The sequence below is a fragment of the Aeromicrobium sp. Root472D3 genome, from assembly GCF_001426485.1.
Classification (GTDB): domain Bacteria; phylum Actinomycetota; class Actinomycetes; order Propionibacteriales; family Nocardioidaceae; genus Aeromicrobium.
On the sequence record NZ_LMET01000001.1, the window covers coordinates 1465585 to 1490790 of the forward strand.

General features: G+C 72.7%; 31 protein-coding genes. 19 read left to right on the top strand and 12 right to left on the bottom strand.

All coding sequences use genetic code 11. From position 1 onward, the window contains the following. Complete coding sequence (locus ASD10_RS07200) at positions 1-657, bottom strand: GNAT family N-acetyltransferase (protein WP_157432485.1); 657 nt, start codon at positions 655-657, stop codon at positions 1-3. Between the two features lie 70 nt (positions 658-727). Between ASD10_RS07200 and ASD10_RS07205 the strand changes: the two genes are divergently transcribed. From ASD10_RS07205 to ASD10_RS07215, 3 genes are read left to right on the top strand one after another with little or no spacing between them, the layout of a single operon-like run. Continuing rightward, positions 728-1558 (top strand): hypothetical protein, encoded by an 831-nt coding sequence (locus ASD10_RS07205; RefSeq protein ID WP_056606725.1) that lies wholly within the window; start codon positions 728-730, stop codon positions 1556-1558. Next, positions 1551-2888, top strand: a complete 1338-nt coding sequence (locus tag ASD10_RS07210; protein WP_056606727.1) for an O-antigen ligase — start codon at positions 1551-1553, stop codon at positions 2886-2888. The genes ASD10_RS07205 and ASD10_RS07210 overlap by 8 nt, the downstream gene beginning before the upstream one ends. Then, the gene (locus ASD10_RS07215; RefSeq protein ID WP_056606730.1) at positions 2881-4209 is read left to right on the top strand and encodes a glutamate-1-semialdehyde 2,1-aminomutase; all 1329 of its coding nucleotides are present in this window, start codon (positions 2881-2883) and stop codon (positions 4207-4209) included. Before ASD10_RS07210 ends, ASD10_RS07215 begins: the two co-directional genes overlap by 8 nt. Before the next feature lie 16 nt (positions 4210-4225). Here the strand turns inward: ASD10_RS07215 and ASD10_RS18315 are convergent, their stop codons facing one another. The 5 genes from ASD10_RS18315 to ASD10_RS07235 are packed head-to-tail and all read right to left on the bottom strand — an operon-like array spanning position 4226 to position 7624. Continuing rightward, positions 4226-4447 (bottom strand): hypothetical protein, encoded by a 222-nt coding sequence (locus ASD10_RS18315; protein WP_082556074.1) that lies wholly within the window; start codon positions 4445-4447, stop codon positions 4226-4228. 48 nt (positions 4448-4495) lie between these two features. Continuing rightward, complete coding sequence (locus ASD10_RS07220; RefSeq protein WP_056606733.1) at positions 4496-5098, bottom strand: nucleoside triphosphate pyrophosphatase; 603 nt, start codon at positions 5096-5098, stop codon at positions 4496-4498. Then, positions 5098-5775 (bottom strand): hypothetical protein, encoded by a 678-nt coding sequence (locus ASD10_RS07225; RefSeq protein ID WP_157432486.1) that lies wholly within the window; start codon positions 5773-5775, stop codon positions 5098-5100. Before ASD10_RS07225 ends, ASD10_RS07220 begins: the two co-directional genes overlap by 1 nt. 2 nt (positions 5776-5777) lie before the next feature. Next, positions 5778-6035, bottom strand: coding sequence for an acyl-CoA carboxylase subunit epsilon (locus ASD10_RS07230; RefSeq protein WP_056606739.1), 258 nt, complete (start codon positions 6033-6035; stop codon positions 5778-5780). Continuing rightward, the gene (locus tag ASD10_RS07235) at positions 6032-7624 is read right to left on the bottom strand and encodes an acyl-CoA carboxylase subunit beta (protein WP_056609980.1); all 1593 of its coding nucleotides are present in this window, start codon (positions 7622-7624) and stop codon (positions 6032-6034) included. Before ASD10_RS07235 ends, ASD10_RS07230 begins: the two co-directional genes overlap by 4 nt. Before the next feature lie 51 nt (positions 7625-7675). Between ASD10_RS07235 and ASD10_RS07240 the strand changes: the two genes are divergently transcribed. The 5 genes from ASD10_RS07240 (at position 7676) to purE (ending at position 11813) form a co-directional block, all read left to right on the top strand. Continuing rightward, a complete protein-coding gene (locus ASD10_RS07240) occupies positions 7676-8482 on the top strand; it encodes a biotin--[acetyl-CoA-carboxylase] ligase (RefSeq protein WP_056606742.1) in 807 nt (268 codons plus the stop codon). Between the two features lie 99 nt (positions 8483-8581). Beyond that, entirely contained in the window at positions 8582-9094 is a 513-nt protein-coding gene (locus tag ASD10_RS07245) for a PH domain-containing protein (protein ID WP_157432487.1), read from the top strand. Next, positions 9081-10085 (top strand): adenylate/guanylate cyclase domain-containing protein, encoded by a 1005-nt coding sequence (locus ASD10_RS07250; protein ID WP_056606748.1) that lies wholly within the window; start codon positions 9081-9083, stop codon positions 10083-10085. The genes ASD10_RS07245 and ASD10_RS07250 overlap by 14 nt, the downstream gene beginning before the upstream one ends. Before the next feature lie 19 nt (positions 10086-10104). After that, positions 10105-11229: a 5-(carboxyamino)imidazole ribonucleotide synthase gene (locus ASD10_RS07255; protein ID WP_082556075.1), complete on the top strand. Its 1125-nt coding sequence runs from the start codon at positions 10105-10107 to the stop codon at positions 11227-11229. A gap of 65 nt (positions 11230-11294) precedes the next feature. Continuing rightward, positions 11295-11813 carry a 5-(carboxyamino)imidazole ribonucleotide mutase gene (purE, locus tag ASD10_RS07260; RefSeq protein WP_056606755.1) on the top strand — a complete coding sequence of 173 codons (519 nt, stop codon included), beginning with the start codon at positions 11295-11297 and terminating at the stop codon, positions 11811-11813. A 25-nt stretch (positions 11814-11838) separates the two neighbouring features. Here the strand turns inward: purE and mqo are convergent, their stop codons facing one another. The 4 genes from mqo to ASD10_RS07280 form a co-directional block, all read right to left on the bottom strand. After that, on the bottom strand, positions 11839-13371 hold the full coding sequence (gene mqo, locus ASD10_RS07265) for a malate dehydrogenase (quinone) (RefSeq protein WP_056606760.1): 1533 nt from the start codon (positions 13369-13371) through the stop codon (positions 11839-11841). A gap of 145 nt (positions 13372-13516) precedes the next feature. Next, positions 13517-14113, bottom strand: coding sequence for a hypothetical protein (locus tag ASD10_RS07270; protein WP_056606762.1), 597 nt, complete (start codon positions 14111-14113; stop codon positions 13517-13519). A 46-nt stretch (positions 14114-14159) separates the two neighbouring features. Beyond that, complete coding sequence (locus tag ASD10_RS07275; protein ID WP_056606765.1) at positions 14160-15602, bottom strand: flotillin family protein; 1443 nt, start codon at positions 15600-15602, stop codon at positions 14160-14162. A 47-nt stretch (positions 15603-15649) separates the two neighbouring features. Further along, positions 15650-16129 (bottom strand): hypothetical protein, encoded by a 480-nt coding sequence (locus ASD10_RS07280; protein ID WP_056606768.1) that lies wholly within the window; start codon positions 16127-16129, stop codon positions 15650-15652. A gap of 100 nt (positions 16130-16229) precedes the next feature. Here ASD10_RS07280 and ASD10_RS07285 point away from each other — a divergent pair, with 100 nt between their 5' ends. From ASD10_RS07285 to ASD10_RS07315, 7 genes are all read left to right on the top strand, one after another. Continuing rightward, positions 16230-17129, top strand: coding sequence for an aminoglycoside phosphotransferase family protein (locus ASD10_RS07285; RefSeq protein ID WP_056606772.1), 900 nt, complete (start codon positions 16230-16232; stop codon positions 17127-17129). Between the two features lie 38 nt (positions 17130-17167). Next, complete coding sequence (locus ASD10_RS07290) at positions 17168-17839, top strand: VOC family protein (protein ID WP_056606776.1); 672 nt, start codon at positions 17168-17170, stop codon at positions 17837-17839. Then, positions 17836-18384, top strand: coding sequence for a GNAT family N-acetyltransferase (locus ASD10_RS07295; RefSeq protein ID WP_056606779.1), 549 nt, complete (start codon positions 17836-17838; stop codon positions 18382-18384). Before ASD10_RS07290 ends, ASD10_RS07295 begins: the two co-directional genes overlap by 4 nt. Positions 18385-18388: 4 nt before the next feature. After that, positions 18389-19456 (top strand): succinyl-diaminopimelate desuccinylase, encoded by a 1068-nt coding sequence (gene dapE / locus ASD10_RS07300; protein ID WP_056606782.1) that lies wholly within the window; start codon positions 18389-18391, stop codon positions 19454-19456. Beyond that, a complete protein-coding gene (locus ASD10_RS07305; protein ID WP_056606784.1) occupies positions 19449-20189 on the top strand; it encodes a TIGR00730 family Rossman fold protein in 741 nt (246 codons plus the stop codon). Before dapE ends, ASD10_RS07305 begins: the two co-directional genes overlap by 8 nt. Then, entirely contained in the window at positions 20186-20758 is a 573-nt protein-coding gene (locus ASD10_RS07310) for a DNA-3-methyladenine glycosylase I (protein WP_056609981.1), read from the top strand. Before ASD10_RS07305 ends, ASD10_RS07310 begins: the two co-directional genes overlap by 4 nt. Positions 20759-20836: 78 nt before the next feature. Beyond that, a complete protein-coding gene (locus tag ASD10_RS07315; protein ID WP_056606787.1) occupies positions 20837-21430 on the top strand; it encodes a hypothetical protein in 594 nt (197 codons plus the stop codon). Between the two features lie 19 nt (positions 21431-21449). Here ASD10_RS07315 and ASD10_RS07320 read toward each other — a convergent pair whose 3' ends face one another. Beyond that, entirely contained in the window at positions 21450-22244 is a 795-nt protein-coding gene (locus tag ASD10_RS07320) for an enoyl-CoA hydratase-related protein (RefSeq protein WP_235501779.1), read from the bottom strand. 102 nt (positions 22245-22346) lie between these two features. Between ASD10_RS07320 and ASD10_RS18320 the strand changes: the two genes are divergently transcribed. Next, positions 22347-22508: a DUF3117 domain-containing protein gene (locus ASD10_RS18320; RefSeq protein ID WP_019145023.1), complete on the top strand. Its 162-nt coding sequence runs from the start codon at positions 22347-22349 to the stop codon at positions 22506-22508. Between the two features lie 60 nt (positions 22509-22568). Continuing rightward, entirely contained in the window at positions 22569-22868 is a 300-nt protein-coding gene (locus tag ASD10_RS07325; RefSeq protein ID WP_235501780.1) for a hypothetical protein, read from the top strand. Positions 22869-22954: 86 nt separating this feature from the next. On the opposite strand, the gene ASD10_RS07330 is transcribed toward ASD10_RS07325, so the two are convergent. Further along, complete coding sequence (locus ASD10_RS07330; RefSeq protein WP_056609983.1) at positions 22955-23584, bottom strand: O-methyltransferase; 630 nt, start codon at positions 23582-23584, stop codon at positions 22955-22957. Between the two features lie 166 nt (positions 23585-23750). Here ASD10_RS07330 and sigE point away from each other — a divergent pair, with 166 nt between their 5' ends. Both sigE and ASD10_RS07340 read left to right on the top strand, forming a co-directional pair. Next, on the top strand, positions 23751-24347 hold the full coding sequence (gene sigE, locus ASD10_RS07335; protein ID WP_056606797.1) for an RNA polymerase sigma factor SigE: 597 nt from the start codon (positions 23751-23753) through the stop codon (positions 24345-24347). Beyond that, a complete protein-coding gene (locus ASD10_RS07340; protein ID WP_056606801.1) occupies positions 24347-25186 on the top strand; it encodes an anti-sigma factor in 840 nt (279 codons plus the stop codon). Before sigE ends, ASD10_RS07340 begins: the two co-directional genes overlap by 1 nt. Positions 25187-25206: the final 20 nt, after the last annotated feature.

Below are 25206 nucleotides of genomic sequence, written 5' to 3' on the forward strand. Positions count from 1 at the left end.
TCAGGCGATCTGGGCGTGCAGGTGGTCGCGGGTGGCCGCGGTGTTCGCGAGCCTCCAGACGACGTGATCGGCCGGCGCCCCGTCGTACGGTCGCAGCAGCCGCGCCGTGCCGCTCGGCTCGAAGCCGGCCCGTGCGAGCAGCCCGGACGGCCCGGGGTTGCCCACCGCCACGGGGGCCACGACCCACGGCACGACGTGCGGGCGCTCGAGGACCCCCAGCACCGCCGTCGCCGTCGACCACGTCGTCACCGCGTGCGGCACGCTGCGCGCCGTCCACAGCGACAGCTCGGCCAGGCCCGAGCGGGCGTCGATCGCGAACGTGATCTCGCCGAGGACGTCGCCGGAGGCCCTGGCCAGCACGTGCGGCACGACGGTGCCGTCGCGGGCGCCGGCGCGGAGGTCGCGGACGCGCTCGACCCACGCGGTCAGCGAGCTCTCGCGGTCCCAGGTGTCGAGGCCCTGCGACAGGGACGGCCGCAGCCGCGCCTCGTCGAGCAGCCGCGCCCGGCGCCACGACGGCCCGTCGGTCAGGCGCGGGGCGCGCAGGAGCACGTCGAGGCCGTCGACGCGTCGCGGGCCGGCCGTGGCCGGGGCCACACGCCGGTTCGCGCGAACGCGGACGATTCGTCCGTCATGGTTGCCGCTCGCGATACTCATGCACCACGAGACTATCCACCGGTGGCGAAGCCGCCGGACGAACGACGAGCCGAGACGTGGAGGACGAGCTGTGCGGGTTGACGAGCTGGTGCGGTCGCTCACGAGGCGGCCCGTCGCGCTGCTCCTGGTCGCGCTCGTCGCGGTGCTGGGCGCCGCCTACGGGTGGACGTCCGCGTCGACGACGTACGAGAGCCGCGCCGTCGTGCTGGTCATCCCGCCGCCGGCCGCCGACGGGGGCGCCGCCGCCAACCCGCTGGTCAACCTCGACTACAACATCAGCCAGCTGGCGCTGACGGTCAGCACGCAGCTCGAGGGCGACGACGTCCGCGACGCGGTCGTCGCCGCCGGAGGCGACGGCGTCTACTCGGCCGACACGCTCAGCAGCGACAACGCCGCGGTGGCCCAGCTGACGCCGCTGATCTCGCTGACCGCGTCGGGTGACAGCGCCGACGGTGCGCAGCAGGCCGCCGCCGCCCTCGTCGAGCAGGTCTCGACGCAGCTCACCGCGATCCAGACGTCGGCGAGCGTCGCACCGGCCTCGCAGGCCACGACCGTCACGTCCGCCGCACCCACGACGGGTGTCGCGGTCGGCAACGCGCAGCTGCGGGCGGCCGGCGTGACGGGCCTGGCGGCCGGGTTCGTCGCGCTCGTGGCCCTGGTGGCGCTGACCCCCCTGCTGAAGGGCGGGCGCGGCGACGGCCCCGGACGCAGCGGCGTCCCCCGCTCGGCGGTCCGCGAGCTGCTGCAGGACGAGTGGCAGCGCAGCGGGCGCAACGTGCCGCTGACCCGCGCCGAGGCGCGGCAGGCGTGGCGCAGCGCCGAGGCCCGGCTCGAGGCCCAGCAGCGGTCCGGCACACGGCAGGTCGAGCGCTCGCGCCCGATCCGCCCGGGTCGTGGCTGACGCAGCCGCCGGCCCGACCGGCGTGCGCGGCCCCCGCGTCGTGGTCGACGACCGCGTCGGCGTCGGCGCGACGGTCGTCGCGGTGGTCTGCGGCTGGCTCCTCGCGACGCGCCAGTCGGTCGTCGTCCCGTTCACGCTGGGCCTGACGCCCGTCTCGATCGCCTGGTACGTCGGGGGTCTGCTCCTGCTGCTGTGCTGGCTCGGACGCCAGCACGTCCGGCCGCCGCACCGCCCGTCCGCGCTGCTCGCGATGGGCATGCTCGCGGCGACCCTGGTCTCGTGCGCCGGCCTGATGGTGCGCGGTCCGGTCGGCGACCAGGCCTCGCAGTCGCTGCAGCTCGTGACCCGCGAGGTCGGGATGCTCGCCGCGGTCCTGCTGGTCATGGTCGTCATCGGCAGTGCCGCCGATCTCGTGCGCGTCGTCCAGGGCGTCGTCGTCGGCGCAGCGGTCAGCGCCGTGCTCGCCCTGCTGCAGGTGGCGACGGGCGTCGAGCTGGCCGGGGCGCTGGTCCTGCCCGGGCTGACCGACCAGGGCAGCGGCGCGATGGCCGGCGAGCTGCTGCGCGCCGGCGCGGTCCGCCCCGCGGGCAGCGCGGGGCACCCGCTCGAGCTGGCCGCCGTCCTGACCGTGGTCTTCCCGCTCGCGCTGGGCCTGACGCTCTCGCGACGCGATCGGGGCGGCACGGCCTGGCCCTGGGCCGTGGCATCGGCGGTCATCGCACTCGGTGCGGTGTCGACGATCTCGCGCTCGGCCTTCGTGGGGATCGCGGCGGCCCTCGTCGTCATGGCGTGGCGCTGGCCCGTGCGGCGGGTCGTGACGGGCGGGTCGGCCGTCGTCCTCGTGGTGGTGGGTGCCGTCGTGGCCGGGGTGCCCCTCGTGTCGCGCCTGGCCGACGTGCTGGTCGGCGGGACGTCCGACAACTCGGTCGGCTCGCGCACGTCCGGCCTGTCCTACGCGCTCGAGCGGCTGCCGAGCCACTGGCTGCTCGGCCAGGGCGCGGGCACGTACGACGTCGCGCAGCAGCCCGTGCTCGACAACTTCTACCTGACGCGTCTCGTCGAGTCGGGGGTCGTCGGGCTCACGGCGCTCCTGATGCTGGTCGGCGGGGCCTGGCTCATCGCGTTCCGGGCGTCGCGCCGCGGCGTCACGTCGCCGGGCGCCGGCGACTTCGAGCTCGTCAACGGCATCCTCGGCGCCGTCACGGCCGCCGCGGTCGTCGCGCTGATCCTCGACATCGGCGGCTTCGCGCAGATCTCGACCCTGCTGTACGTCCTCGTCGCGCTGGCCGGCTCGGCAGCCCTCACCACCGGGAGCACCCACCATGGCTGAGCCGTTCCTGCCCGTCTCGACGGCCCGTCAGGCGCGCCTGCACGAGCTCGTGCCGGGTGGCGCCCACACCTACGCGCGCGGCTCCGACCAGTACCCCGACGGCATGGCGCCGGTGCTCACGCACGGCGCGGGGGCGCGCGTCTGGGACGTCGACGGACGCGAGTACGTCGAGTACGGCATGGGGCTGCGGTCGGTCACGCTGGGGCACGCCTACGCGCCGGTCGTCGACGCCATCACCGCGGCGCTGGCCCGCGGCAACAGCTTCAGCCGGCCCTCCGAGATCGAGCTGACCGCCGCCGAGCGCTTCCTCGAGCTCGTGCCCACGGCCGACATGGTCAAGTTCGCCAAGAACGGCTCCGACACGACCACCGCGGCGGTGCGGCTGGCCCGGGCGGCGACGGGTCGACACAAGATCGCGATCAGCGACCAGCCCTTCTTCTCGGTCGACGACTGGTTCATCGGCACGACCGCGATGGCTGCCGGCACCGACGAGCTCGCGCGCCCCCTGACCGTCCGCTTCGCGTACAACGACCTCGACTCGCTCGAGCGGGCGCTCGCCGGCGACGACGTCGCGTGCGTGTTCCTCGAGGCCGCCACGGGATCGGCCGAGCCCGATCCCGGCTTCCTCGAGGGCGTGCGGGCGGCGTGCGACCGCCACGGCACGCTGATGGTGCTCGACGAGATGATCACGGGCTTCCGCTGGTCGGCGCACGGGGCGCAGCACGTGTACGGCGTGACGCCCGACCTGTCGTGCTGGGGCAAGGCGATGGGCAACGGCTTCGCGGTGTCGGCGCTGGCCGGACGCCGCGACGTCATGGAGCTCGGCGGGCTCAACACCGACGCCGACCGGGTGTTCCTGCTGTCGACGACCCACGGTCCCGAGACGTCGGGGCTCGCGGCATTCCTGGCCGTCGCGGACGCCTACACGTCCGGCGACCCCGTCGGGCTGATGGAGCGGGCGGGGCGCGACCTCGCCGAGGGTGTCCGCGCGGCCGCGGACGCGGCGGGGGTCGGCGAGCACGTCACGGTGTCGGGACGTCCGTCGTGCCTCGTGTTCGGCACGCGCGACCCCGAGGGCCGGCCCAGCCAGGCGTGGCGCACGCTGTTCCTGCAGGAGCTGCTGCGACGCGGCGTGCTGGGGCAGTCGTTCGTCACGTCGGCGGCGCACACCGAGGCCGACGTCGCCCAGACCGTCGACGCCGTCGCGCAGGCGTGCGAGGTCTACCGCCGGGCGCTCGACACGGGGTCGGTCGAGGGCTTCCTGGTCGGTCGGCCCGTCGCGCCGGCCGTCCGGCGGACGGCGGCCCCGCGCCGGTTGTAGCCGGGGGAGGTGGCGGCTAGAGCGCGCTCATCTTCGCGCAGGGCAGCGGGATGTGCTTGGCCCCGTCGCCGAAGTCGACCTGCGCCGACGTCGTGCCCTGGAGGCTGACGATGCGGCCCATGCCGTAGGTGTCGTGCGAGACGCGTGCACCGACCTCGTAGACCTCGTGCACCACCTCCGGTCCGGCCTGGAAGGGACTGGATGCGTGGTAGCGGCGCTTGCGGGGTGTGGTTGCCATCGTTCGTCCATCCTTGCACCTCCGGGAGCCCCAGACCAAACATTCGCCCTAGTTCGTCCGCTCCCACAGATCGGTCCAGGCGATGCCGAGCTCGCCGACGAGCAGTCGCAGCAGGGGCAGCGACAGCCCGACGACGTTGTGGTGGTCGCCCTCGATGCCCCGGACGAAGGCGCCGCCCAGGCCGTCGATCGTGAAGGCCCCGGCCACGTGCAGGGGCTCGCCGGTCGCGACGTACGCCGCGATCTCGGCGTCGGTGACGTCGGCGAAGTGCACGACCGTCGAGGCCGTCTCGAGGAACTCGTCGTCGCCGCGGCGCACGCAGTGGCCCGTGTGCAGCACCCCGCTGCGCCCGCGCATGCGCCGCCACCGGGCCGTCGCGTCGTCGGGCCCGTCGGGCTTGCCGAGGATCTCGCCCTCGAACGCCAGCACGGAGTCGCAGCCGACCACGAGCGCGTCGGCACCGACCCGCTCGGCGACGGCGCGGCACTTGAGCTGGGCGAGGGCCGCGGCGAGGTTGCCGGCGTCGGTCGAGGTGACGAGGTCCTCGTCGACGCCCGAGACGACGACCTCGGGCTCGATGCCCGCCGACCGCAACGTCGCGAGGCGCGCCGGTGACTGGGAGGCCAGCACGATCCTGACCGGGGCGGCCATCAGCGCAGGGCCCCGTCGTCGTAGCGCTGGCGGACGGTCTCGAGCCGGTCGTCCCGCAGCAGCGCCGCGACCAGCGACTCGCTGCCGCCGACACCCGTCCACGTGCCCTCGATGCCCGTCGTCACGAACCAGGCGTGGTCGGCGGGCCACATCAGGTTCGGGCTGTTGATGTCGCGGGGCGCGCCGTTGCCGTAGCCCTGCGCGCCCCACCGACCGGCCTCCGCGAGGGGACCGCCGAACAGGAAGTACGTCTCGTCGTTGGCGCTCAGCAGCGGGCCCTCCATGACGTGCGGCGGGAAGGCCGGCGGCGGGGGTGCGACGGGCTTCTCCTTGGTGAAGATGCGACCGGGCCACTTCGGGGGGCCCGAGAACGCCGTGAGGAAGCCGGCCGCCTCGCCGCCGTGGATGTCGCCGTAGCCCTCCCACAGCGCGAAGAAGCAGTCGTCGGGGGTCGCGGTGTACGCCCGGAGCACGTCGACGAGAGCGGCCAGGAGCGCCGCGTCGAGGTGACCCTCGAACCGCTCGCCGTCACCCGTCGTCGAGTGCAGCACCCGCACGTACGCGTCGAAGCCCGGCGGGCCGACCTGCGTGCGCAGGGACGGCGCGGCCGACGACGTCGCAGCGTCGCTGACGAACCAGTCGGCGGCGTCGAGATCGGTGAGCGGGCGCAGCGGCATCGTCAGCGGCCGAAGGCCGAGCGGCGCCACTGGTCGGGACCGAACGTGTGGGGTGCGCGTGCCTGGCGGGCCGGGTGCCCCCACTCGCTGCGCGGGGCCGGCTTCGTCCGCGCGGCTGCGTGCGCCGCGGCGGCGTTGCGTGCGGCCACGACGGCGACCAGGGCCGCGAGCTCCTCGGGCGTCAGGTCGCCCTTGACGACCCGCAGCACGGGCGTGTGCGCGGGGGCGTCGACCTCGGCGGGCGTCTCGTCGGCCGTCACAGCGGGATGTTCCCGTGCTTCTTGGGCGGCAGCGTCTCGCGCTTGGTGCGCAGCAGGCGCAGGCCCTTGACGATCTCGGCCCGGGTCTGGCTGGGCTCGATGACGGCGTCGACGTACCCGCGCTCGGCCGCGAGGTACGGGTTGCACAGCGTGTCCTCGTACTCGGTCATGAGCTGGGCGCGCAGGGCCTCGGGGTCGTCCGCGGCCTTGAGCTCCTTGCGGTACAGGATGCCGACCGCGCCGGACGCGCCGACGACCGCGATCTGGGCCGAGGGCCACGCGATGTTGAGGTCGGCGCCCAGGTGCTTGGAGCCCATGACGTCGTACGCGCCGCCGTAGGCCTTGCGGGTGATGACGGTGATGAGCGGGACCGTGGCCTCGGCGTAGGCGTAGATCAGCTTGGCGCCGCGGCGGATGATGCCGTTCCACTCCTGGTCGGTGCCCGGCAGGAAGCCCGGCACGTCGACGAATGTCAGCACGGGGATGTTGAAGGCGTCGCACGTGCGGACGAAGCGGGCGGCCTTCTCGGACGCGTCGATGTCGAGGCAGCCCGCGAGCTGCATCGGCTGGTTGGCGACGACGCCGACGCTGCGGCCCTCGACGCGTCCGTAGCCGATGACCAGGTTCTGGGCGAACAGCGGCATGACCTCGAGGAAGTCGCCGTCGTCCAGCACGGACTCGATGACGGTCTTGATGTCGTACGGCTGGTTGGCCGAGTCGGGGATCAGCGTGTCGAGGGCGTAGTCGGTCTCGGTGCGCTCCAGATCGGTGTCGACCGGGTAGACCTCGGCCTCCTCCATGTTGTTCTGGGGGAGGAACGAGACGAGCGCCTTGGTGTACTCGATCGCGTCCTGCTCGTCGGCGCCCATGTAGTGCGCGTTGCCCGACTTGGTGTTGTGGGCGCGGGCGCCGCCGAGGTCCTCCATCGAGACCTCCTCGCCCGTCACGGTCTTGATGATGTCGGGGCCCGTGATGAACATGTTCGACGTCTTGTCGACCATGATCACGAAGTCGGTGACGGCGGGGGAGTAGACGTGACCGCCCGCGTTGGCGCCCATGATGAGGCTGATCTGCGGGATGACGCCCGAGGCGTGCACGTTGCGCTTGAAGATCTCGCCGTACAGGCCGAGCGACACGACGCCCTCCTGGATGCGCGCGCCGGAGCCCTCGTTGATGCCGATGATGGGGCAGCCCGACTTGATCGCGAGGTCCATGACCTTGGTGATCTTCTCGCCGTAGACCTGGCCGAGGCTGCCGCCGAAGACGCTGAAGTCCTGGCTGAACACGCACACCTGGCGGCCGTCGATCGTGCCGTAGCCCGTGATGACGCCGTCGCCCAGCGGGCGGTTCGCGTCGAGGCCGAAGTCGGTCGCGCGGTGACGGGCCAGCGCGTCGAGCTCGACGAACGAGCCCTCGTCGAGCAGCTGGTCGATGCGGTCGCGGGCGCTCTGGCGACCGCGGGCCGACTGCTTCTCGTGGGCGCGCTCGGCCATCTCCACGAGGGCCGTGTCGCGACGCTCGATGAAGTCGGCGAGCTTGCCGGCGGTCGTGTGCAGCTCGGGCTTCTCAACGATCTCTTGTTCGGTCACGGGGGTCAGCGTAACGACCGTCACGCCGAATGGGTATGTGAGTCTGTTCTCATGTCCTACCGCGACCTCGACCGTCCGCCCCTCGACGCGGGGGCCCTCCGGTCGGCGTTGACGGGGCCCCGGCGCCTCTGGACCGACGTCGTCGTGACGTCCTCGACCGGCAGCACCAACGCCGACGTCGCCGCGGCCGCCCGGGCGGGAGCACCGGAGGGCACGGTCCACACGACCGACGTCCAGACGTCGGGCCGGGGACGTCTCGACCGGGCCTGGAGCTCGCCGGCCGGATCGGGCGTCATCGTCTCGGTCCTGCTGCGGCCCGACGCCGTCCCGGCCGCGCGCTGGGTGTGGCTGCCGCTGCTGGCGGGGCTCGCGGTCGACGCCACGGTGCACGAGTGCGGCGTCGAGTCGGGGCTCAAGTGGCCCAACGACGTCCAGGTCGACGGGCGCAAGATCGCCGGCATCCTGCTGGAGCGGGTCGAGACCGACCACGGGCCCGCCGCGGTCGTGGGCGTCGGCCTCAACACGACCCTGCGGCGCGACGAGCTGCCGGTCGAGACCGCGACCTCGCTGGCGCTGGAGGGGGCGACCGACACCGACCGGACGATCGTCCTGCGCTCCCTGCTGCGCAACCTCGAGGCGCTCTACCGCGCCTGGGCCGCGTCGGAGGGCGACCCGGCCGCGGGCATCCGCGACTCCTACCTGCGCCGCTGCGTCACGATCGGCCAGCGCGTCCGGGTCAGCCTGCCGCGCGACGAGGCCGTGGAGGGCGTCGCGACGGGTCTCGACGAGCACGGACGCCTGCTGGTCGACGGCCGGGCGATCAGCGCGGGCGATATCACCCACCTGCGTCCCGCGTAGTGACAGAATCGTCGCCATGAGCGAGCGCCAGCGAGTGAACAGCCAGGCACAGAGCACGTCGTCGACGACGTACTCTGCCCTTCCGACGGAGATGACGAAGTGAGCCTGCCCAGAAAGCTGATGATCGACGGCGAGCAGACCGTCGAGACGACCCGCACCCACGTCAAGCGGCTGTTCCTGCCCTTCGTCGTGCTGCTGGTGGTGTGCGTGGCGGCGGGCTTCCTGATCGCCCAGATCGGCGACAAGGGCGACGGCAAGGCCGGCTGGATCATCGTCGGGCTCGCCGCGATCCTGGTCGTGTGGGGATCGCTGATCCCGTTCCTCAGCTGGTACCTGTGGACGTACACGCTGACCAACAAGCGCATCGTCGAGCAGAAGGGCATCCTGACCCGCACGGGCCGGGTCATCCCGCTGAGCCGCATCAACGACGTCGCGTACGAGAAGAACCTCAACGACCGCATCCTCGGCTGCGGCACCCTGATCATCCACGACGCGAGCGAGCAGGCGGGCCTCGAGCTCGACGACATCCCGCGCGTCGAGGCGTTCCACCGCACCGTCACGAACCTGGTGTTCGAGCGGCACGAGTCGCAGAGGAACGATGAGTCCGTCTGACGTCGACCGCGCCGACCTGCGCGACACCCTGGCCCGGCTGATCCTGCGGCACGACCTGACGCTGACCAGCGCCGAGGTCACCGACCAGGGCGGGGTCGAGCACGCCCGGGGCCTGCGCCTGTGGCGGGCGCTGGGGTTCCCCGAGACGGGTGACGCCCTCGCGTATGGCGAGCCCGACGTCAAGGCGCTCGCGGCCGTGGCGGTCGCGCTCGACGGCCAGATGCTCGACGAGTCGACGGTGCTGCGGATGACCCGCGGCCTCGGCGCCACGATGGCGCGGCTGGCCGACTGGCAGGTGTCGGCGCTGGTCGACCAGATCGAGCACGACGTCGAGAGCGGCAAGTCGCCGACCCGCCTCGAGGCGGCGGCCGAGCTGGCCCGCTCCGCCGCGCCGGGCTTCGAGCACCTCATGGTCTACGCGTGGCGGCGCCACCTCGCCGCCGCGGCGGCCCGGGTCGAGGCACTGGGGGCCGCCGACGCCGAGCTGCTCTCGACGACCATGACGGTCGGCTTCGCCGACCTGTCGCGCTTCACGTCGTTGTCGAACGGCCTCGACGACAGCAGCCTCGGCGCCCTGGTCGAGAACTTCGAGACCCGCTGCGCCGACATCATCACGGCGCACGGCGGACGCGTCATCAAGACGCTCGGCGACGCCGTGCTGTTCGTGACCGAGGACCCCCGGCAGGGCACCCGCACGGCACTCGACCTCGTCACGCAGATCGCGTCGCGCACCGAGCTGCCCAACATCTGCGTCGGCCTCGCGACGGGATCGGTCATCAACCGGCTCGGCGACGTCTACGGACCGCCCGTCAACCTCGCGGCCCGTCTGTCGCACGTCGCCCGCAGCAACCGCGTGCTCGTCGACGCCGCGACCGCCGAGGCGCTGGGCGACGAGTTCGACACGCGCGTGCTGCCTCCGCGTCCGCTGCGCGGCTTCGGCAACCTGTCGCCCATCACGGTGAGCGACCGGCGCGGGTTCCGCGCCCGGTAGGCGTCGCGGCCCCGATAGGCTGACGACCGTGCCGACACCAGATCTCGCCGTCATCGGCGGTGGACAGCTCGCCCGCATGATGCAGCCGCCCGCGATCGCCCTGGGCCTTCGCATCCGGCTCCTGGCCGAGGGCCCCGACGTCTCGGCGGCGCAGGTCGTGCCCGACCACGTCGTGGGCGACCACACCGTGCTGGACGACCTGCGCGGCGTCGTCGACGGCGCGCCCGTCGTGACGTTCGACCACGAGCACGTCCCGCCCGAGCACCTGCGCGTCCTCGAGACCGAGGGGCACGCCTGCCGTCCCGGCCCCCACGCCCTGCTCTACGCGCAGGACAAGGCCGCGATGCGCGAGCGGCTCGGCGCGCTGGGCGCACCGTGCCCGCGCAACGCACCGGTCGCGTCGCGCGACGACCTCGAGGCGTTCGGGTTCCCCGCGGTGCTCAAGACGACGAGGGGCGGCTACGACGGCAAGGGCGTCTGGGTCGTGCGGTCGCAGGACGACGCCGACGACGCCTTCGCGGCCGACCGTCCGCTGCTGGCCGAGGAGCTCGTCGACTTCCGGCGCGAGCTGTCGGCGCTCGTGGCGCGCTCGCCGTCGGGCGAGGTGCGCTCGTACCCCGTGGTGGAGTCGCGCCAGGTCGGCGGCGTGTGCGCCGAGGTCGTCGCGCCGGCGCCCGACCTCGACCCCGCCCTGGCCGCCGAGGCGCGGTCGCTGGCCGAGCGCATCGCGACCGAGCTCGACGTCACCGGCATCCTCGCCGTCGAGCTGTTCGAGACCGGCGACGGACGCCTGCTGGTCAACGAGCTCGCGATGCGTCCGCACAACACGGGTCACTGGTCGATCGACGGCGCCGTCACGAGCCAGTTCGAGAACCACCTGCGGGCGGTCCTCGACCTACCCCTGGGGGGCACCGGCGCCCGTCAGCCGTGGTCGGTCATGGTCAACGTGCTGGGCGGCGCGGTCGACGACCTCGAGGCGCAGCGGTCCGTCGTCCTGGCGGCCGAGCCCGACGTCAAGGTGCACCTGTACGGCAAGTCGGTCACGGCCGGTCGCAAGGTCGGTCACGTGACCGCGGTCGGCGACGACCTCGACGACGTCCTGTCCCGCGCCCGGCACGCCGCCGCCCTGCTCACCGACGGGTAGGGCGCGCCCCCGCTCGCCGGTGTTGGCCCGGCCGCGGTGGCGACCGGGCTGGGTAGGGTTGGGGCATGAGTGAGCAGCCGCGCGTCGGCATCGTGATGGGGTCGGACTCCGACTGGCCGACCATGGAGGCCGCCGCGACGGCCCTCGACGAGTTCGGCATCGCCCACGAGGCCGACGTCGTGTCGGCCCACCGCATGCCCGACGAGATGCTGGCCTACGGCCGCGAGGCGCACGGGCGCGGGCTCGAGGTCATCATCGCCGGCGCCGGCGGCGCGGCCCACCTGCCGGGCATGCTGGCCGCCGTCACGCCGCTGCCGGTCGTCGGCGTCCCCGTGCCGCTGAAGTACCTCGACGGCATGGACTCGCTGCTGTCGATCGTCCAGATGCCGGCCGGCGTGCCGGTCGCGACGGTCTCGATCGGCAACGCCCGCAACGCAGGGCTGCTGGCCGTCCGCATCCTGGCCGCGGGCGACCCCGGGCTGACGGCGCGGATCGTCGCGTTCCAGGCCGAGCTGGCCGACGTCGCCCGCGCCAAGGGCGAGAAGATCCGCCACCCCGCGAAGGGCGGCGCCGGCTTCCGCTGACCCGCCCGCGTCAGCGGGCGAGGGGTCAGGCCTCGATGTGGTCGTCGCCGACGAGGCGCAGGGTCTTGTCGGACCAGCGGCGCAGGTCGGCCAGCAGCGACGTGTCGTGCATCAGGTCGGTGCCGTACGACGGCATCATGTCGACCAGGCGCGGACGCCAGGCGGCCAGGCGGTCGGGGAAGCACGTCTCGAGGACGTCGACCATCGCCGCGACCGCGGTCGAGGCACCGGGCGAGGCGCCCAGCAGACCCGCGATCGTGCCGTCGGCGTGGCTGACGGTGCACGTGCCGAACTCGAGCGTGCCCGACATGCCGTTGCGGCGGATCGTCTGGACGCGCTGCCCGGCCGTGATGAGCTCGAACTCGTCGCCGTCGACGCTGGGCGCGAACTCCAGCAGCCCCTCGACGCGCTGCTCGCGCGACTTGAGCAGCTCCTTGACGAGGTACACCGTCAGCGGCATCGAGTTGAGCCCGACGCCGAGCATCGAGAACAGGTTGTCGGGCTTGACCGAGCGGGGCAGGTCGGTCAGGTGCCCCTCCTTCAGGAAGCGGGGCGAGAAGCCGGCGTAGGGGCCGAACATCAGGCTGGGCCTGCCGTCGACGACGCGGGTGTCGAGGTGCGGCACCGACATCGGCGGAGCGCCGACGGGGGGCTTGCCGTAGACCTTGGCGTGGTGGCCGCGCGCGAGATCGGCGTTGGTCGAGCGCAGGAACTGGCCGCTGACCGGGAAGCCGCCGAAGCCGCGGATCTCGGGGATGCCCGACTTCTGCAGCAGGTGCAGCGCCCCGCCGCCCGCGCCGACGAACACGAACCGGGCGTTGACGCGGGTCTTGCGACCGGTCGCGGCCTCCTTGACCGTCACGGTCCACGTCGAGTCGGGGTTCTGCTTGAGGTTGCGCACCTCGTGGCCGTAGTTCAGCTCGGCACCGGCCGACTCGAGGTGGCCGAGCATCTGCCGCGTCAGCGAGCCGAAGTCGACGTCGGTGCCGCCGGAGCTCCAGTTCAGCGCGAGCGTCTCGTCGTCGTCGCGCCCGGCCGACATCAGCGGCAGGCGACGGGCGATCTCGGTGCGGTCGTCGACGTACTCGATGCCCTCGAACAGCGGGTTGTCGACGAGGGCGGCGTGGCGTGCCTTCAGGTACGCGGCGTCGTCGGCGCCCTGCACGAAGCTGACGTGCGGCACGGGGTTGATGAACGACGACGGGTCGCCGAGGAGGCCCTGCGACACGCCGTGCGCCCAGAACTGGCGCGACAGCTGGAACTGCTGGTTGACCGTGATGGCCTTGGTGACGTCGACCGTGCCGTCGGGGCGCTGCGGCGTGTAGTTCAGCTCGCACAGGGCCGAGTGGCCGGTGCCGGCGTTGTTCCACGGGTCGGAGCTCTCGCGGGCCGGGCCGTCGAGGCGCTCGAAGAGGCTGATGCTCCAGTCGGGCTCGAGGCTCCTGACCAGGGTGCCGAGCGTGGCGCTCATGATGCCCGCGCCGACGAGGAGCACGTCGGTGTGGACGACCGCCGGGGTGTGGCGATCCGTGAGGACGAGGGAGGAGCGTTCGGTCACGCGTGGATCACCGCGAATTCAGGTCGTAGGTCTGGTGCTGTCGGCTCTTGTGAAGCCACGCACAAGCCTTGCGCGCCGGACGCCCCGATGCCGCATGGAGACGGTGTGATCTTGTCCGATCGGCGTGTGACGTACGTCTCGTGCTTCAGGCCTCGCGGACGTACGACGTCAGGGCCGTGAGCGTCGGCTGGGCGGGGGACGACGCGAAACCGAACCGGACGGCGGGGGTCACGGGGGCCAGCTCGCCCAGCTCGGTGCCCTCCCACGTGGCCCGGGCGCACGTGAGGCGGCGGACGTGGCGTGCGGCGTACCACTCGGTGCGCCCGTGGCCCGCCGTCCCGTATGTCTGGACGCCCGGCATGAGCCGCTTCGCGAACGGGTTGCAGAAGCGGGCCCAGGCCGACGTGCGGCGCAGCAGCGCCGGCACGAGCCCCAGGACGGGGGAGACCCACAGCTGCCGGCCGGGCGTGAAGCGCACCTGCAGCGACCGCGTGTGCACCGACCACTCGTCACCGGTCTCGACCGAGACCGGCTCGATGCGCACCTCGTCGAACGCGTAGGTCGATGCGATGAAGTCGGCGACGTCCTGCCGGGGCGCGATGAGGATGCGGTGGCCCGAGGGCTGCTCGATCATCGTGTCGGCGAACGTGCCGAACGGGCTGACGTCCCACACGCCGACGACGATGCGCGTGCCGGAGGTCGTGCCGATGCCGGCGATGTGACCCTCGAACGAGCTCGTCATGACGTCAGTCTGTCCGGCAGGGTGAAATGGCACGGGCGGGCGACCCTCAGGACGGCTGGTGCCCGGCGCCGGTCGGTGCCGAGGACGAGGCGGCCGAGTCGGCGATCATCGCGTTGAGGTCGAACCCCGTCGTCGTCCGGACGAGCTCGACGACCTGTGCCATGTTGCTCGCGAGCGCCTTCGGCAGCGCCGAGGCGCCGTCGGTCGACACGACGGTCAGCTGGTCGATGTTGCCCATCGGCGCGGCCAGCTCGCGGGCGACCTCGGGCAGGATCTTGACGAGCATCTCGAGGATCGCGGCCTCGCCGTACTCCTTGTAGGCGTCCGAGCGGGCCTGCATGGCCTTGGCCTCGGCCTCGCCGACGGCCTGCTTGGCGGCCGCCTCGGCCTCGCCCTCCAGGCGGACGGCGTCGGCGATCAGGGCTCGGCGCGACTTCTCGGCCGATCCGAGCCGCTCGCCCTCGATCGCGGACGCCTCGGCGGCGGCGATGCGGGCGGCCTTCTCGGCCTCGGCGTTGGCGACCTTGGCGGTGCGGGCGCCCTCGGCCTGCGAGACCGTCGCGTTGCGCTGGGCCTCGGCCTGCTGCTCGATGCGGTACCGCTCGGCGTCGGCGGGCTTGCGGACGTCGACCTCGAGCTGCTTCTCGGTCACGGCGGCACGCCGCTCGGCGACCTTGGCCTCCTCGGCCAGCACCTCCTGGTCGCGGGCCGCCTTCGCGAGCGGTCCGGCGGCGGTGGCCTGGGCCAGGGCGGTGTCGGTCTCGACCTTGATCTCGGCGCGCTTCAGCGCGAGCGTCCGCTCGGCGATCGCGACCTGCTCGTCGGCGGCGAGCCGGCTCTGCTCGCTGATCTTGTGCGACTCGGCCTCGGCGATGTCGGCCTGCTGCTTGATCTTGGCGGCCTCGGGTCGTCCGAGGTCGCGCAGGTACGTGCCCTCGGCGTCCGAGACGTCCTTGATCGAGAAGGAGTCGAGCGTCAGCCCCTGCACGGAGAGCGACGCCTCGGCGGCCTCGGCGACCTTCGAGGCGAACGCGCCGCGGTCCTGGATGATCTGCTCGACCGTCAGGGTGCCGACGATCGCGCGCAGCTCGCCCTCGAGCACCTCGGTCGTGAAGACGTGGATCGAGTCGGTCTGGCCCAGGAAGCGCTGCGCGGCGGCCCGGATGTGCTCCTCGTCGCCGCCGATCTTGACGACCGCGACGGCCTGCACGTTCAGGCTGATGCCCTGGCTCGACGGCGCCTTGTGCACCTGCAGGGTGATCTGCAGCGACGACAGGGGGATGCGTGCCATCGACTGCACGAACGGGATGACGAACGTGCCGCCGCCCACGACGACCTTCTGGCCCGTCAGATCGACGGCACGCTTGTCGCGACGTCCCGTGATGATGAACGCCTCGTTGGGGCCGGCGACCTTGTACCGGGTCACGATCGTGCCGACGAGCAGCACGAACAGCAGGGCGAAGCCGGAGATGGCGATGATGGTTGTCATCGGGGATGACCCTTCTGGGTGGCGGTGCGGGGGAGGGAGGGGTCCGCTCAGACGAGCGGGGCGACCTTGACGGCCGAGGGCGAGAGCGACTGGACGACCGCGATCGACGAGCCCAGCGGCAGGTCGGTGTCGGCGAGGGCGTTGTACTTCATGCGGTGTCCCGCGACCGTCACGGCGACCTCGCCGTACGAGCCGGCCTTGATCGGGCTGACGACCGTGCCGGTCGTCCCGATGACGGTCCAGGCGCTGACGTTGGCGTCGGTCTTCGAGCTCTGCATCGCGCGCATGCCGAGCCCGGCGCCGCCGCCGACGACCAGGCCCGCGACCGCGGCGGCCGCGAGCGTCCCGGCCGTGCCCCACGCGTCGGGCAGCAGCAGACCCGTCAGGCCGAACGCCGACAGGAACGCCGCGAGCGCCGTGCCCGACAGGAACGGCGTGTCGAGGTCGAAGACGTCGAGGACGCCGTCGAACACCACGGTGACCAGGAGGAGGGTCAGCCCGACCCCGGCCAGAACGAGGAACAGCATGGGGGAGTCCTTGGGGAAGAGTCGGTGAGGGACGGGGACCAATCTAGTGCGACAGGTTGTTGTCGCGGGGTGGGTTTCGGCGAATGGCAGGGTGGACGTCATGGCCCTCCTGCCGTTCGACCTCCCGGCGGGCTTCGCGGCCCACGCCGGGCGGGACGAGCAGTGGGCCACGTGGGTGGCTGGCGTGCCCCGGCTCGTCCACGGGCTGCTCGACGAGTGGGGCCTGCGGCCCGACGGCGCCCCGATGCACGGGCGCACCGCCCTGGTCGTGCCGGTCGTCGCCGACGGGGTGCGCGCCGTGCTGAAGGTCGCGTGGCCGGGCGGCGAGGGGCGGCACGAGATCCTCGGCCTGCAGACGTGGCACGGACGCGGGGCCGTCCGGCTGCTGCAGGCCGATCCGCGCCGCAGCGCGATGCTGCTCGAGCGCCTGCACCCCGACGACCTGTCGTCGCTGCCCGTGCTGGCGGCGTGCGAGGTCGTCGCGGCGCTGTACCCGCTGCTGCACGTCCCGGCGCCCCCGCAGCTCGTGCCGCTGACCCGCCTCGTCGAGCGCTGGACCGACGACCTGGGTCGCCTGCCGCGCCGGGCCCCCCTGCCGCACCGCATCGTCGAGCAGGCCGTCCACCTGGGCCGGGCGCTCACGACCGACGCGGACAGCACGGGGCGGATGATCCACGGCGACCTGCACTACGCCCACGTGCTGGCCGCGGATCGCACGCCGTGGCTCGCGATCGACCCGGAGCCCGTCTCGGGCGACCCGCACTACGAGCCCGCGCCGCTGCTGTCGAACCGGTGGGACGAGGTCGTGGCCACCGGTGACGTCCGCACCGCGGTCAGGCGCCGCTTCCACGCCGTCGTCGACGCAGCGGGACTCGACGAGGACCGGGCCCGCGACTGGGTCGTCGTCCGCGAGGCGCACCGGGCGATGTGGGCGATCGAGGACGGCGACGCCGAGCGCGTGACCGCGGCGATCGCGATCGTCAAGGCCGTCCAGGACTGACCCTCGCGGATGTCGGGGCGCGCGGCTAGCGTGGCGGCATGCCTCTCGTGACCTTCAAGGACCTGTGTATCGACGCCCACGACGTCGCGGCGATCGAGGCGTTCTGGTCGTCGGCGCTGCACCTCGACGGCGAGCGGGCCGACGACGGAGCCGTCCTGCGGGGGGCACGACCCGGCCAGACGGTCTGGATCAACGCGGTGCCCGAGCCCAAGACCGTCAAGGGCCGCGTGCACCTCGACCTCGTCGCGGCCTCGCTCGACGCGTTCGCCGGGCTCGAGCGCGTCCCGGTCGACGACGTGTCGTGGACGACGTTCCTCGACCCCGAGGGCAACGAGCTGTGCGTGTTCGTCGACGCGAACCGCCCGCCCGGGCTCAAGGACGTCGTCGTCGACGCCGCGGACCACGCCGCCATCGCCGCCTGGTGGGCCGACCTCTGGGGTGGGACGCTCGCCACCGACGACGGCTACACGTACCTCGACGACGTCCCCGGGGCACCTGTCGACTCGTTCGACTTCGTGCCGGTGCCCGAGCCCAAGACCGTCAAGAACCGCCTGCACTGGGACGTCACGCTCGAGCCGGGGGTCACGGTCGACGACCTCGTGGCCCGCGGCGCCGTGCTCCTGGCCCGACCGACCGACACCGCGCGGTGGACCGTCATGGCCGACCCCGAGGGCAACGAGTTCTGCGTCTTCGACCCGCAGGCGTCGTGACCGGCACGACGACCCGGCTGCTGCGCCCCGACGACGCGGCCGGCCTCGCGGCGGTGCGCACCGCCAACCGGGCACGGCTCGCGCCGTTCGAGCCGCGCCGCAGCGAGGCGTTCTACACCGAGGCCGGCCAGCGCTCCACGATCGACGAGCGTCTCGCGGCGCACGCCGAGGGGCGGGGCGTCCCGCTCGCGATCGTCGACGACGGCGACGGCGTCGTCGGCGAGATGACCCTGAGCGGCGTCGTCCGCGGGGCGTACCAGTCGGCCAGCGTCGGCTACTGGGTCGCCGAGCACGTCGCGGGCCGCGGCGTCGCGTCCGCGGCGCTGGCCGACGCGCAGGCGATCGCCTTCGGCACGCTCGGCCTGCACCGCCTCCAGGGCGAGACCCTCGTCGACAACATCGCCTCGCAGACCGTGCTCGAGCGGGCCGGCTTCGTGCGCTACGGCCTCGCGCCCGACTACCTGCGCATCGACGGGCGGTGGCAGGCGCACGTCCTCTACCAGTGCATCGCGTCGGCCCGGCCCCTGCCGCGCGTGAAAGAGTGAGCCGGTGGCCACCATCGACCTGACCTCCGACGTCGTCGCGCTGACCGGCGCACTCGTCGACATCGCCTCCGAGAGCCTGTCCGAGCAGGAGATCGCCGACGCCGTCGAGGCGGCGCTGCGCCCGCTCGGGCACCTCGACGTCGTCCGCGACGGTCACACGATCGTCGCCCGCACGTCACTCGGGCGCGGTGAACGGGTCGTGATCGCAGGGCATCTTGACACCGTGCCGGCCAACGCGAACTTCCCCTCGCGGCTCGAGGGCGGCGTGCTGCACGGGCTCGGCTCGTGCGACATGAAGGGGGGCGTGGCGGTCGCCCTGCTGCTCGCGGCGTCGGTCCCCGACCCCGTCCGCGACGTCACGTACGTGTTCTACGACGCCGAGGAGATCGCGGCCGAGTTCAACGGGCTGGGCCGACTGGCCCGCGAGCGTCCCGAGCTGCTGGCCGGCGACTTCGCGATCCTGATGGAGCCCTCCGACGCCGGTGTCGAGGCCGGCTGCCAGGGCACGATGCGCGTCGACGTCCGCACGGCCGGCGAGCGCGCCCACGCGGCCCGGTCGTGGATGGGCAGCAACGCGATCCACGCGCTCGCGCCCGTGCTCGACCGGCTCGCGACGTACGTGCCGCGCGAGGTCGAGATCGACGGGCTGGTCTACCGCGAGGGTCTCAACGCCGTCGGCATCCGCGGGGGAGTCGCGGGCAACGTCGTGCCCGACGAGGCCGTCGTCACGGTCAACTTCCGCTTCGCCCCCGACCGGTCCGAGGCCGACGCCCACCAGCACCTGCAGGAGGTGTTCGAGGGCTTCGGGCTCGTCGTCACCGACTCGGCCCCCGGGGCCGTGCCGGGCCTCTCGCAGCCGTCCGCGGCCGCCTTCGTCGCGGCCGTCGGCGCCGAGCCGCGACCCAAGTTCGGCTGGACCGACGTCGCCCAGTTCACCCAGCTGGGCGTGCCCGCGGTCAACTACGGCCCGGGCGACCCGATCTACGCGCACAAGGCCGACGAGCACGTGCCCGTCGAGCACCTGCACCGGGTCCTCGACACCCTCACCCGATGGCTGACACAGAATGGATGACCACGTGCCCGACCGCATGCCCCACCAGAAGGGGCCCGTGCAGCTGCGCCGCGACCAGCGGCCCGACACCACGACCGACCAGCGCCTGCTCGACTCGCGGGGCGATGCGGGCTGGGTGCACACCGACCCGTGGCGGGTCCTGCGCATCCAGGCCGAGTTCGTCGAGGGCTTCGGCGCGCTCGCCGAGCTCGGTCCGGCGGTCAGCGTCTTCGGCTCGGCCCGCACGCGTCCCGACGACCCGATGTACGCCGCGGCCACCGAGATCGCGGCCAAGCTGTGCGCCGAGGGCTACGCCGTCATCACGGGCGGCGGTCCGGGCGCGATGGAGGCGGCCAACCGCGGCGCGAGCGAGTGCGGCGGGGTCTCGGTCGGTCTCGGCATCGAGCTGCCGCACGAGCAGGGGATGAACGAGTGGGTCGACCTCGGCGTCAACTTCCGCTACTTCTTCGTCCGCAAGACGATGTTCGTCAAGTACGCGCAGGGCTTCATCGTCCTGCCCGGTGGCTTCGGCACGATGGACGAGCTGTTCGAGGCCCTGACGCTGGCGCAGACCGGCAAGGTCACCTCGTTCCCGATCGTGCTGTTCGGCAGCGCGTACTGGGGCGGCCTGGTCGACTGGCTGCGCGACACGATGCTGGCCGACGGCAAGGTCGGTCCCGGCGACATCGAGATGCTGCACGTGACCGACGACGTCGACGAGGCGATCTCGTACTTCGTCGCCAAGGACCGCTGAGCGTGGAGCCCGCCCCCGACGTCGTCAGGTGCCCGTGGGGCGACGACCCCCAGATGATCGCGTACCACGACCGGGAATGGGGCCGCGAGCTCCACGGCGAGACCGCCCTGTTCGAGCGGATGTCGCTCGAGGCCTTCCAGTCGGGGCTGTCGTGGGCCGTCATCCTGCGCAAGCGCGAGCGGTTCCGCGAGGTCTTCGCGGGCTTCGACCCGCCGACCGTGGCGGCCTTCGGCGAGGCCGACGTGGCGCGGCTGCTCGACGACGCGGGCATCGTCCGCAACCGCCTGAAGATCGAGGCGACGATCTCGAACGCCCGCACGGTGGTCGCGCTCGACGAACCCCTCGACGACCTGCTGTGGTCGTTCGCGCCCGGGCCACGGCCCGCGCCCGTCACGTACGCCGACGTCCCGGCCACGACGCCCGAGTCGGTCGCGATGGCCAAGACCCTCAAGAAGCGCGGCTTCCGTTTCGTCGGGCCCACGACGGCGTACGCCCTGATGCAGGCCACGGGCATGGTCAACGACCACCTCGCCGACTGCGTCGCACGCGAGGCCGCCGGCGCCGTGTGACCGGATCGCCGGCAACCGCACGTCCCCGGCCAGGCGTGGCTCCGCACGATCGGGGTCGCGCCGTCCTACGATCCGATCATGTCCAACCGGAGGATTCCCCGCTCCCGCCGAGCAGTCGGCGCGGTCGCGCTGCTGCTCACCGCCGTCGTCGTCGCGATCGTCGGCATCGTCGTCTCGACGGTCCCCGTGCTCGTCGCCGCGACCCTGTACGCCGTCGTCGTGGGCGGGGTCGCGACGCGGCTGCTCTCCGACGAGATCGCCCAGCTGCGCCGCGACTGGGCCCGTGACCGCGCCCAGCTCGCCGACAGCAACCGCACCGCCGCGGTCGCCCGCTCCCGCGAGCACATCGCCTTCGCCGAGCAGATGGGCCAGCGCGTGAGCCTGCGCGACGCCCAGATCGCGACGTTGCGCGACGCGATCGTCACCGCCGAGATCGAGCTGGCCCAGGCGCGCGAGCGCGTCTACGCCGAGCGGGCCCGCAGCGCGGCCCTCGAGGCCGACGCCGACTCGGCGCAGTCCGACCTCGAGTCGGCCCGGGTCGACCTGCGCCGCGCCAGCGACGCCCTGGCGGCCAGCGAGAGCGCCGAGCTGCAGGTGCGGGCCGAGCTGCTCGCGTGGGAGACGGCCGCCTCCGACGAGACGCGCCGCCAGCACGACCGCAAGCTGGCCTGACCGCCCGACGCGCAGGTTCTCAGCGGCCGGTGAAGACCGGCTTCTGCTTGGCCAGGAAGGCCTCGACCGCCACCGCGTGATCGGTCGACGCGCCGGTCATCGCCATCTTCTGGCCCTCGTGCTCGAGCGACGACGGCAGGTCGTGGGTCGCCGAGAACGCGACGGCGCGCTTGATCGCGCCGTACGCGAGTGTCGGCCCCTGGGCCAGCTCGCCGGCCAGCGCGGCGACGGCCGCCTCGAACGCGTCGTCGTCGACCACCGAGGTGGCCAGGCCGATCGACAGCGCCTCGTCGGCCGAGATCGTCCGGGGGCGCAGCAGCAGGTCCATCGCGCGTCCCTGGCCGACCAGGCGGGGCAGCGTCCACGACGCGCCGGTGTCGCACGAGAACGCGATGCCCGCGAAGGCCGTGTTGAAGCCGGCCGACCGCTTGAGCACGCGGAAGTCCGAGGCGAACGCGATCGAGGCACCGGCCCCGGCCGCGATGCCGTTGACGGCGGCGACGACGGGCTTGGGCATCGTCGCGATCGCCGTCGCGATCGGGTTGTAGTGCTCGACGACGGTCGAGGAGGAGCCGAGGTCCTCCCCGCCCGTCAGGCCCGACACGTGCTCCTGCAGGTCCTGGCCCACGCAGAACGCCCGCCCCGAGCCCGTCACGACGACGACCCGGACGGCGCTGTCGGCGGCCGCCTCGTGCAGCGCGTCGCGCAGCGCGACCTTCGTCGCGAGCGTCAGGCTGTTCATCCCGTCGGGGCGGGCGAGGGCCACCGTGGCGATCCCGTCGGCGACGTCGTAGGTGACGGGGGAGGTGTTCAAGGGGGTCTCCTGTGGGACTGAGGTCGAAACCGATCCGGTCATAGGCGATAATGGTAGAACGCTTGGACCGTCGGGTTGAGCGCCGTTACGAGAGGGGAACTGATGGCCGCCATGAAGCCACGGACCGGAGACGGACCGATGGAGGTCACCAAGGAGGGGCGCTGCATCGTCATGCGCGTCCCGCTCGAGGGCGGAGGACGTCTCGTTGTCGAGCTCAACAACGAGGAAGCTGCCACGCTCGGCGACGCGCTCAAAGCGGTCTAGGTGTACGGCCTCACGGTCCGCTGGTCCCTGAAAGACGCTCCCAAGGGCACCCTCAAGGCCTTGCGGGCCTATGTCGAGGACGAGTCGCACGCGAAGTTCGCCGGCCTCGACGGGCTGCGCTTCAAGACGTGGCGTGCCGTCAAGGGCGAGTGGTTCGAGGGCAGCTACGTGTTCGTGTCCGACGAGGCGCGGGCCGGCTTCCAGAAGTCGTTCGAGAAGATCGCCAAGGAGTCGGCCGGCTCGAAGATCATCGGCTCCAAGCCGATCCTGATCGAGGCCTGCGAGATCGTCGCGGTCGTCCGCGGGCCGGCGGGCTTCCGCTCCTCGAGCCACTTCGAGCACGAGCGCAAGGACGACTGACCGCCCGCGAGTCACTCACGCCCGCCGAGGAGTCACCCACGCCCGGCGTGAGCGACTCCTCGGCGGGCCTACGTGACTCGTCGGCGTCAGGGGAGGAGCTGGGCGACCAGCAGACCGTCGCCCAGCGGCAGCAGCACGCTGCGCAGCCGGTCGTCGGTCGAGACGCGCTTGACGACGTCGCGGATCGCCGAGGTCTCGGGATCGCGCTGCGACGGGTCGGCCACGCGGTCGTGCCACAGGGCGTTGTCGAACACGATGAGGCCGCCGGGCCGCACGAGACGCACGGCCTGCTCGAGGTACTCGCCGTACTCGACCTTGTCGCCGTCGAGGAACACCAGGTCGTAGCCGTCGTCGGTCAGGCGCGGCATGACGTCGAGGCCCGCACCGGCGATGAGCCGGAAGCGCTGGGGGGCGTACTCGGCGGCGGTGAACGTCTCACGCGCCAGACGCTGGTGCTCGGCCTCGAGGTCGACCGACGTCAGCACGCCTCCGGGCTGCATGCCGCGCAGCAGCCACAGCCCCGAGACACCCGTGCCGGTGCCGATCTCGGCGACCGCCCGGGCCCCGATCGCCGAGGCGAGGAACGACAGCGCCGATCCCGCGCCGGGGGAGATGGGGACGACGCCGACCTCGTCGGCCCGGCGTCGGGCAGCGGCGAGGTGGTCGTCCTCGCTCTGGTGGTCCTCGGCGAATGCCAGGCTTGCTGCGGTGGTGATGACGGCTCCTCGGTCGATGTGTGCTCCCAGCCTATCGGCGCGGGACCGCCGAACCGTGGAGGCCGCGACGAAAGAACGCGGTGCCGGAGGGGTGTACGGACGATTCGACGGGGAACCGTCAGGTGGTTCTGTGCGTTCTCTCAGGTGAAGGAACAACGATCGACCCATGAAGGCAGACGACGTGGCCACCTCGACGCTCGACCGGGCACCCGCCGACGGGGCCCTGCCCGACTGGGAGGGCATCGTCGCCGAGCACTCGGCCCGCGTGTACCGGCTGGCCTACCGGCTGACCGGCAACCGTCCTGACGCCGAGGACCTCACGCAGGACGTGTTCATCCGCGTCTTCCGGTCGCTCGACACCTACGAGCCGGGCAACTTCCCGGGCTGGCTGCACCGCATCACGACCAACCTGTTCCTCGACCGGGTGCGTCGCAAGTCGCGGCTGCGCATGGACGGCTTCGGCGAGGGTGCCGAGGACCGGCTGCTGAGCGCCGAGGTGCTGCCGGAGTCGGCGGTGCACGACGCCAACTTCGATCCCGACATCGAGGCCGCGCTGGCCTCGTTGTCCGACGACTTCCGGGTCGCGGTCGTGCTGTGCGACATCGAGGGCCTGTCGTACGAGGAGATCGCCGACGTCCTGGGCATCAAGCTCGGCACGGTGCGCTCGCGCATCCACCGCGGCCGCACCCAGCTGCGCGAGACCCTCGCCCACCGCGCCCCCACCGAGGGTCGCACCAGGTTCGTGGGTCCGGTCGGCATCTGATGCCTCACCTGGGTGCCGACGTCGCCGCGTACGTGGACGGACAGCTGTCCGATGCCGCGCAGCGCGACGCGTCCACCCACCTGCAGACGTGCGACGCGTGCGAGAAGGCCGTGCGCCAGCAGCGTCTGCTGAAGTCCCGCATGTCGACGGTCGCGACCCCCGGACCGCCCGCGGCCCTGCTGGCCTCGCTGGCCGGCCTGGCCGCCGATCCGCCCGCGCGGGAGTCGTGGTGGGTGCGGCTCGGACGCTCGGTGCCCCTGCGCGCCGGCGTCGTGCTGGCCAGCGCCTCGCTCGCGGTGGTCGGGACGGCCTATGCGGTGGGCGGGTCGGAACGGGTCGGCGACGAGGTCGTCCCGTCGTACGCGCGCTACGCCGCCGACTTCTCCGCGCCGGCGCCGGGCCCCGACGACACGATCATCACGGCCGCCGCGATGGACGACCTGACGGAGTTCGGCTGGGCCTGCCACGACACCCTCGCCGGCGACCTCCACCGCGTCTCGGGCTCGTTCACCGACAGCGACGAGGTCATCGCGCTCGAGTACACCGACGGCTCGGCGCGGCTCAACCTGTTCGAGCAGAACGGCGTGATCGACCCGTCGACGCTGACGGGCTTCAGGCCCGAGACGATGGCCGGCTCGGAGGTCTGGGTGCGTGGCGGAACGCCGATGGTCGTGACGTGGGACGACGCGGGGACGGTCTTCACGATCGTCACCGACGTCGACCGGGACCGCGTCGAGCAGGCCGTCGCGGAGCTGCCGACGGGATCGCACGAGCAGGGCGTCGGGCAGCGGGTCGGCAACGGGCTGACGCGGATGTCGTCGTGGATCGGCGCCGCCTGACCCGTCGGGCCGACGACGAC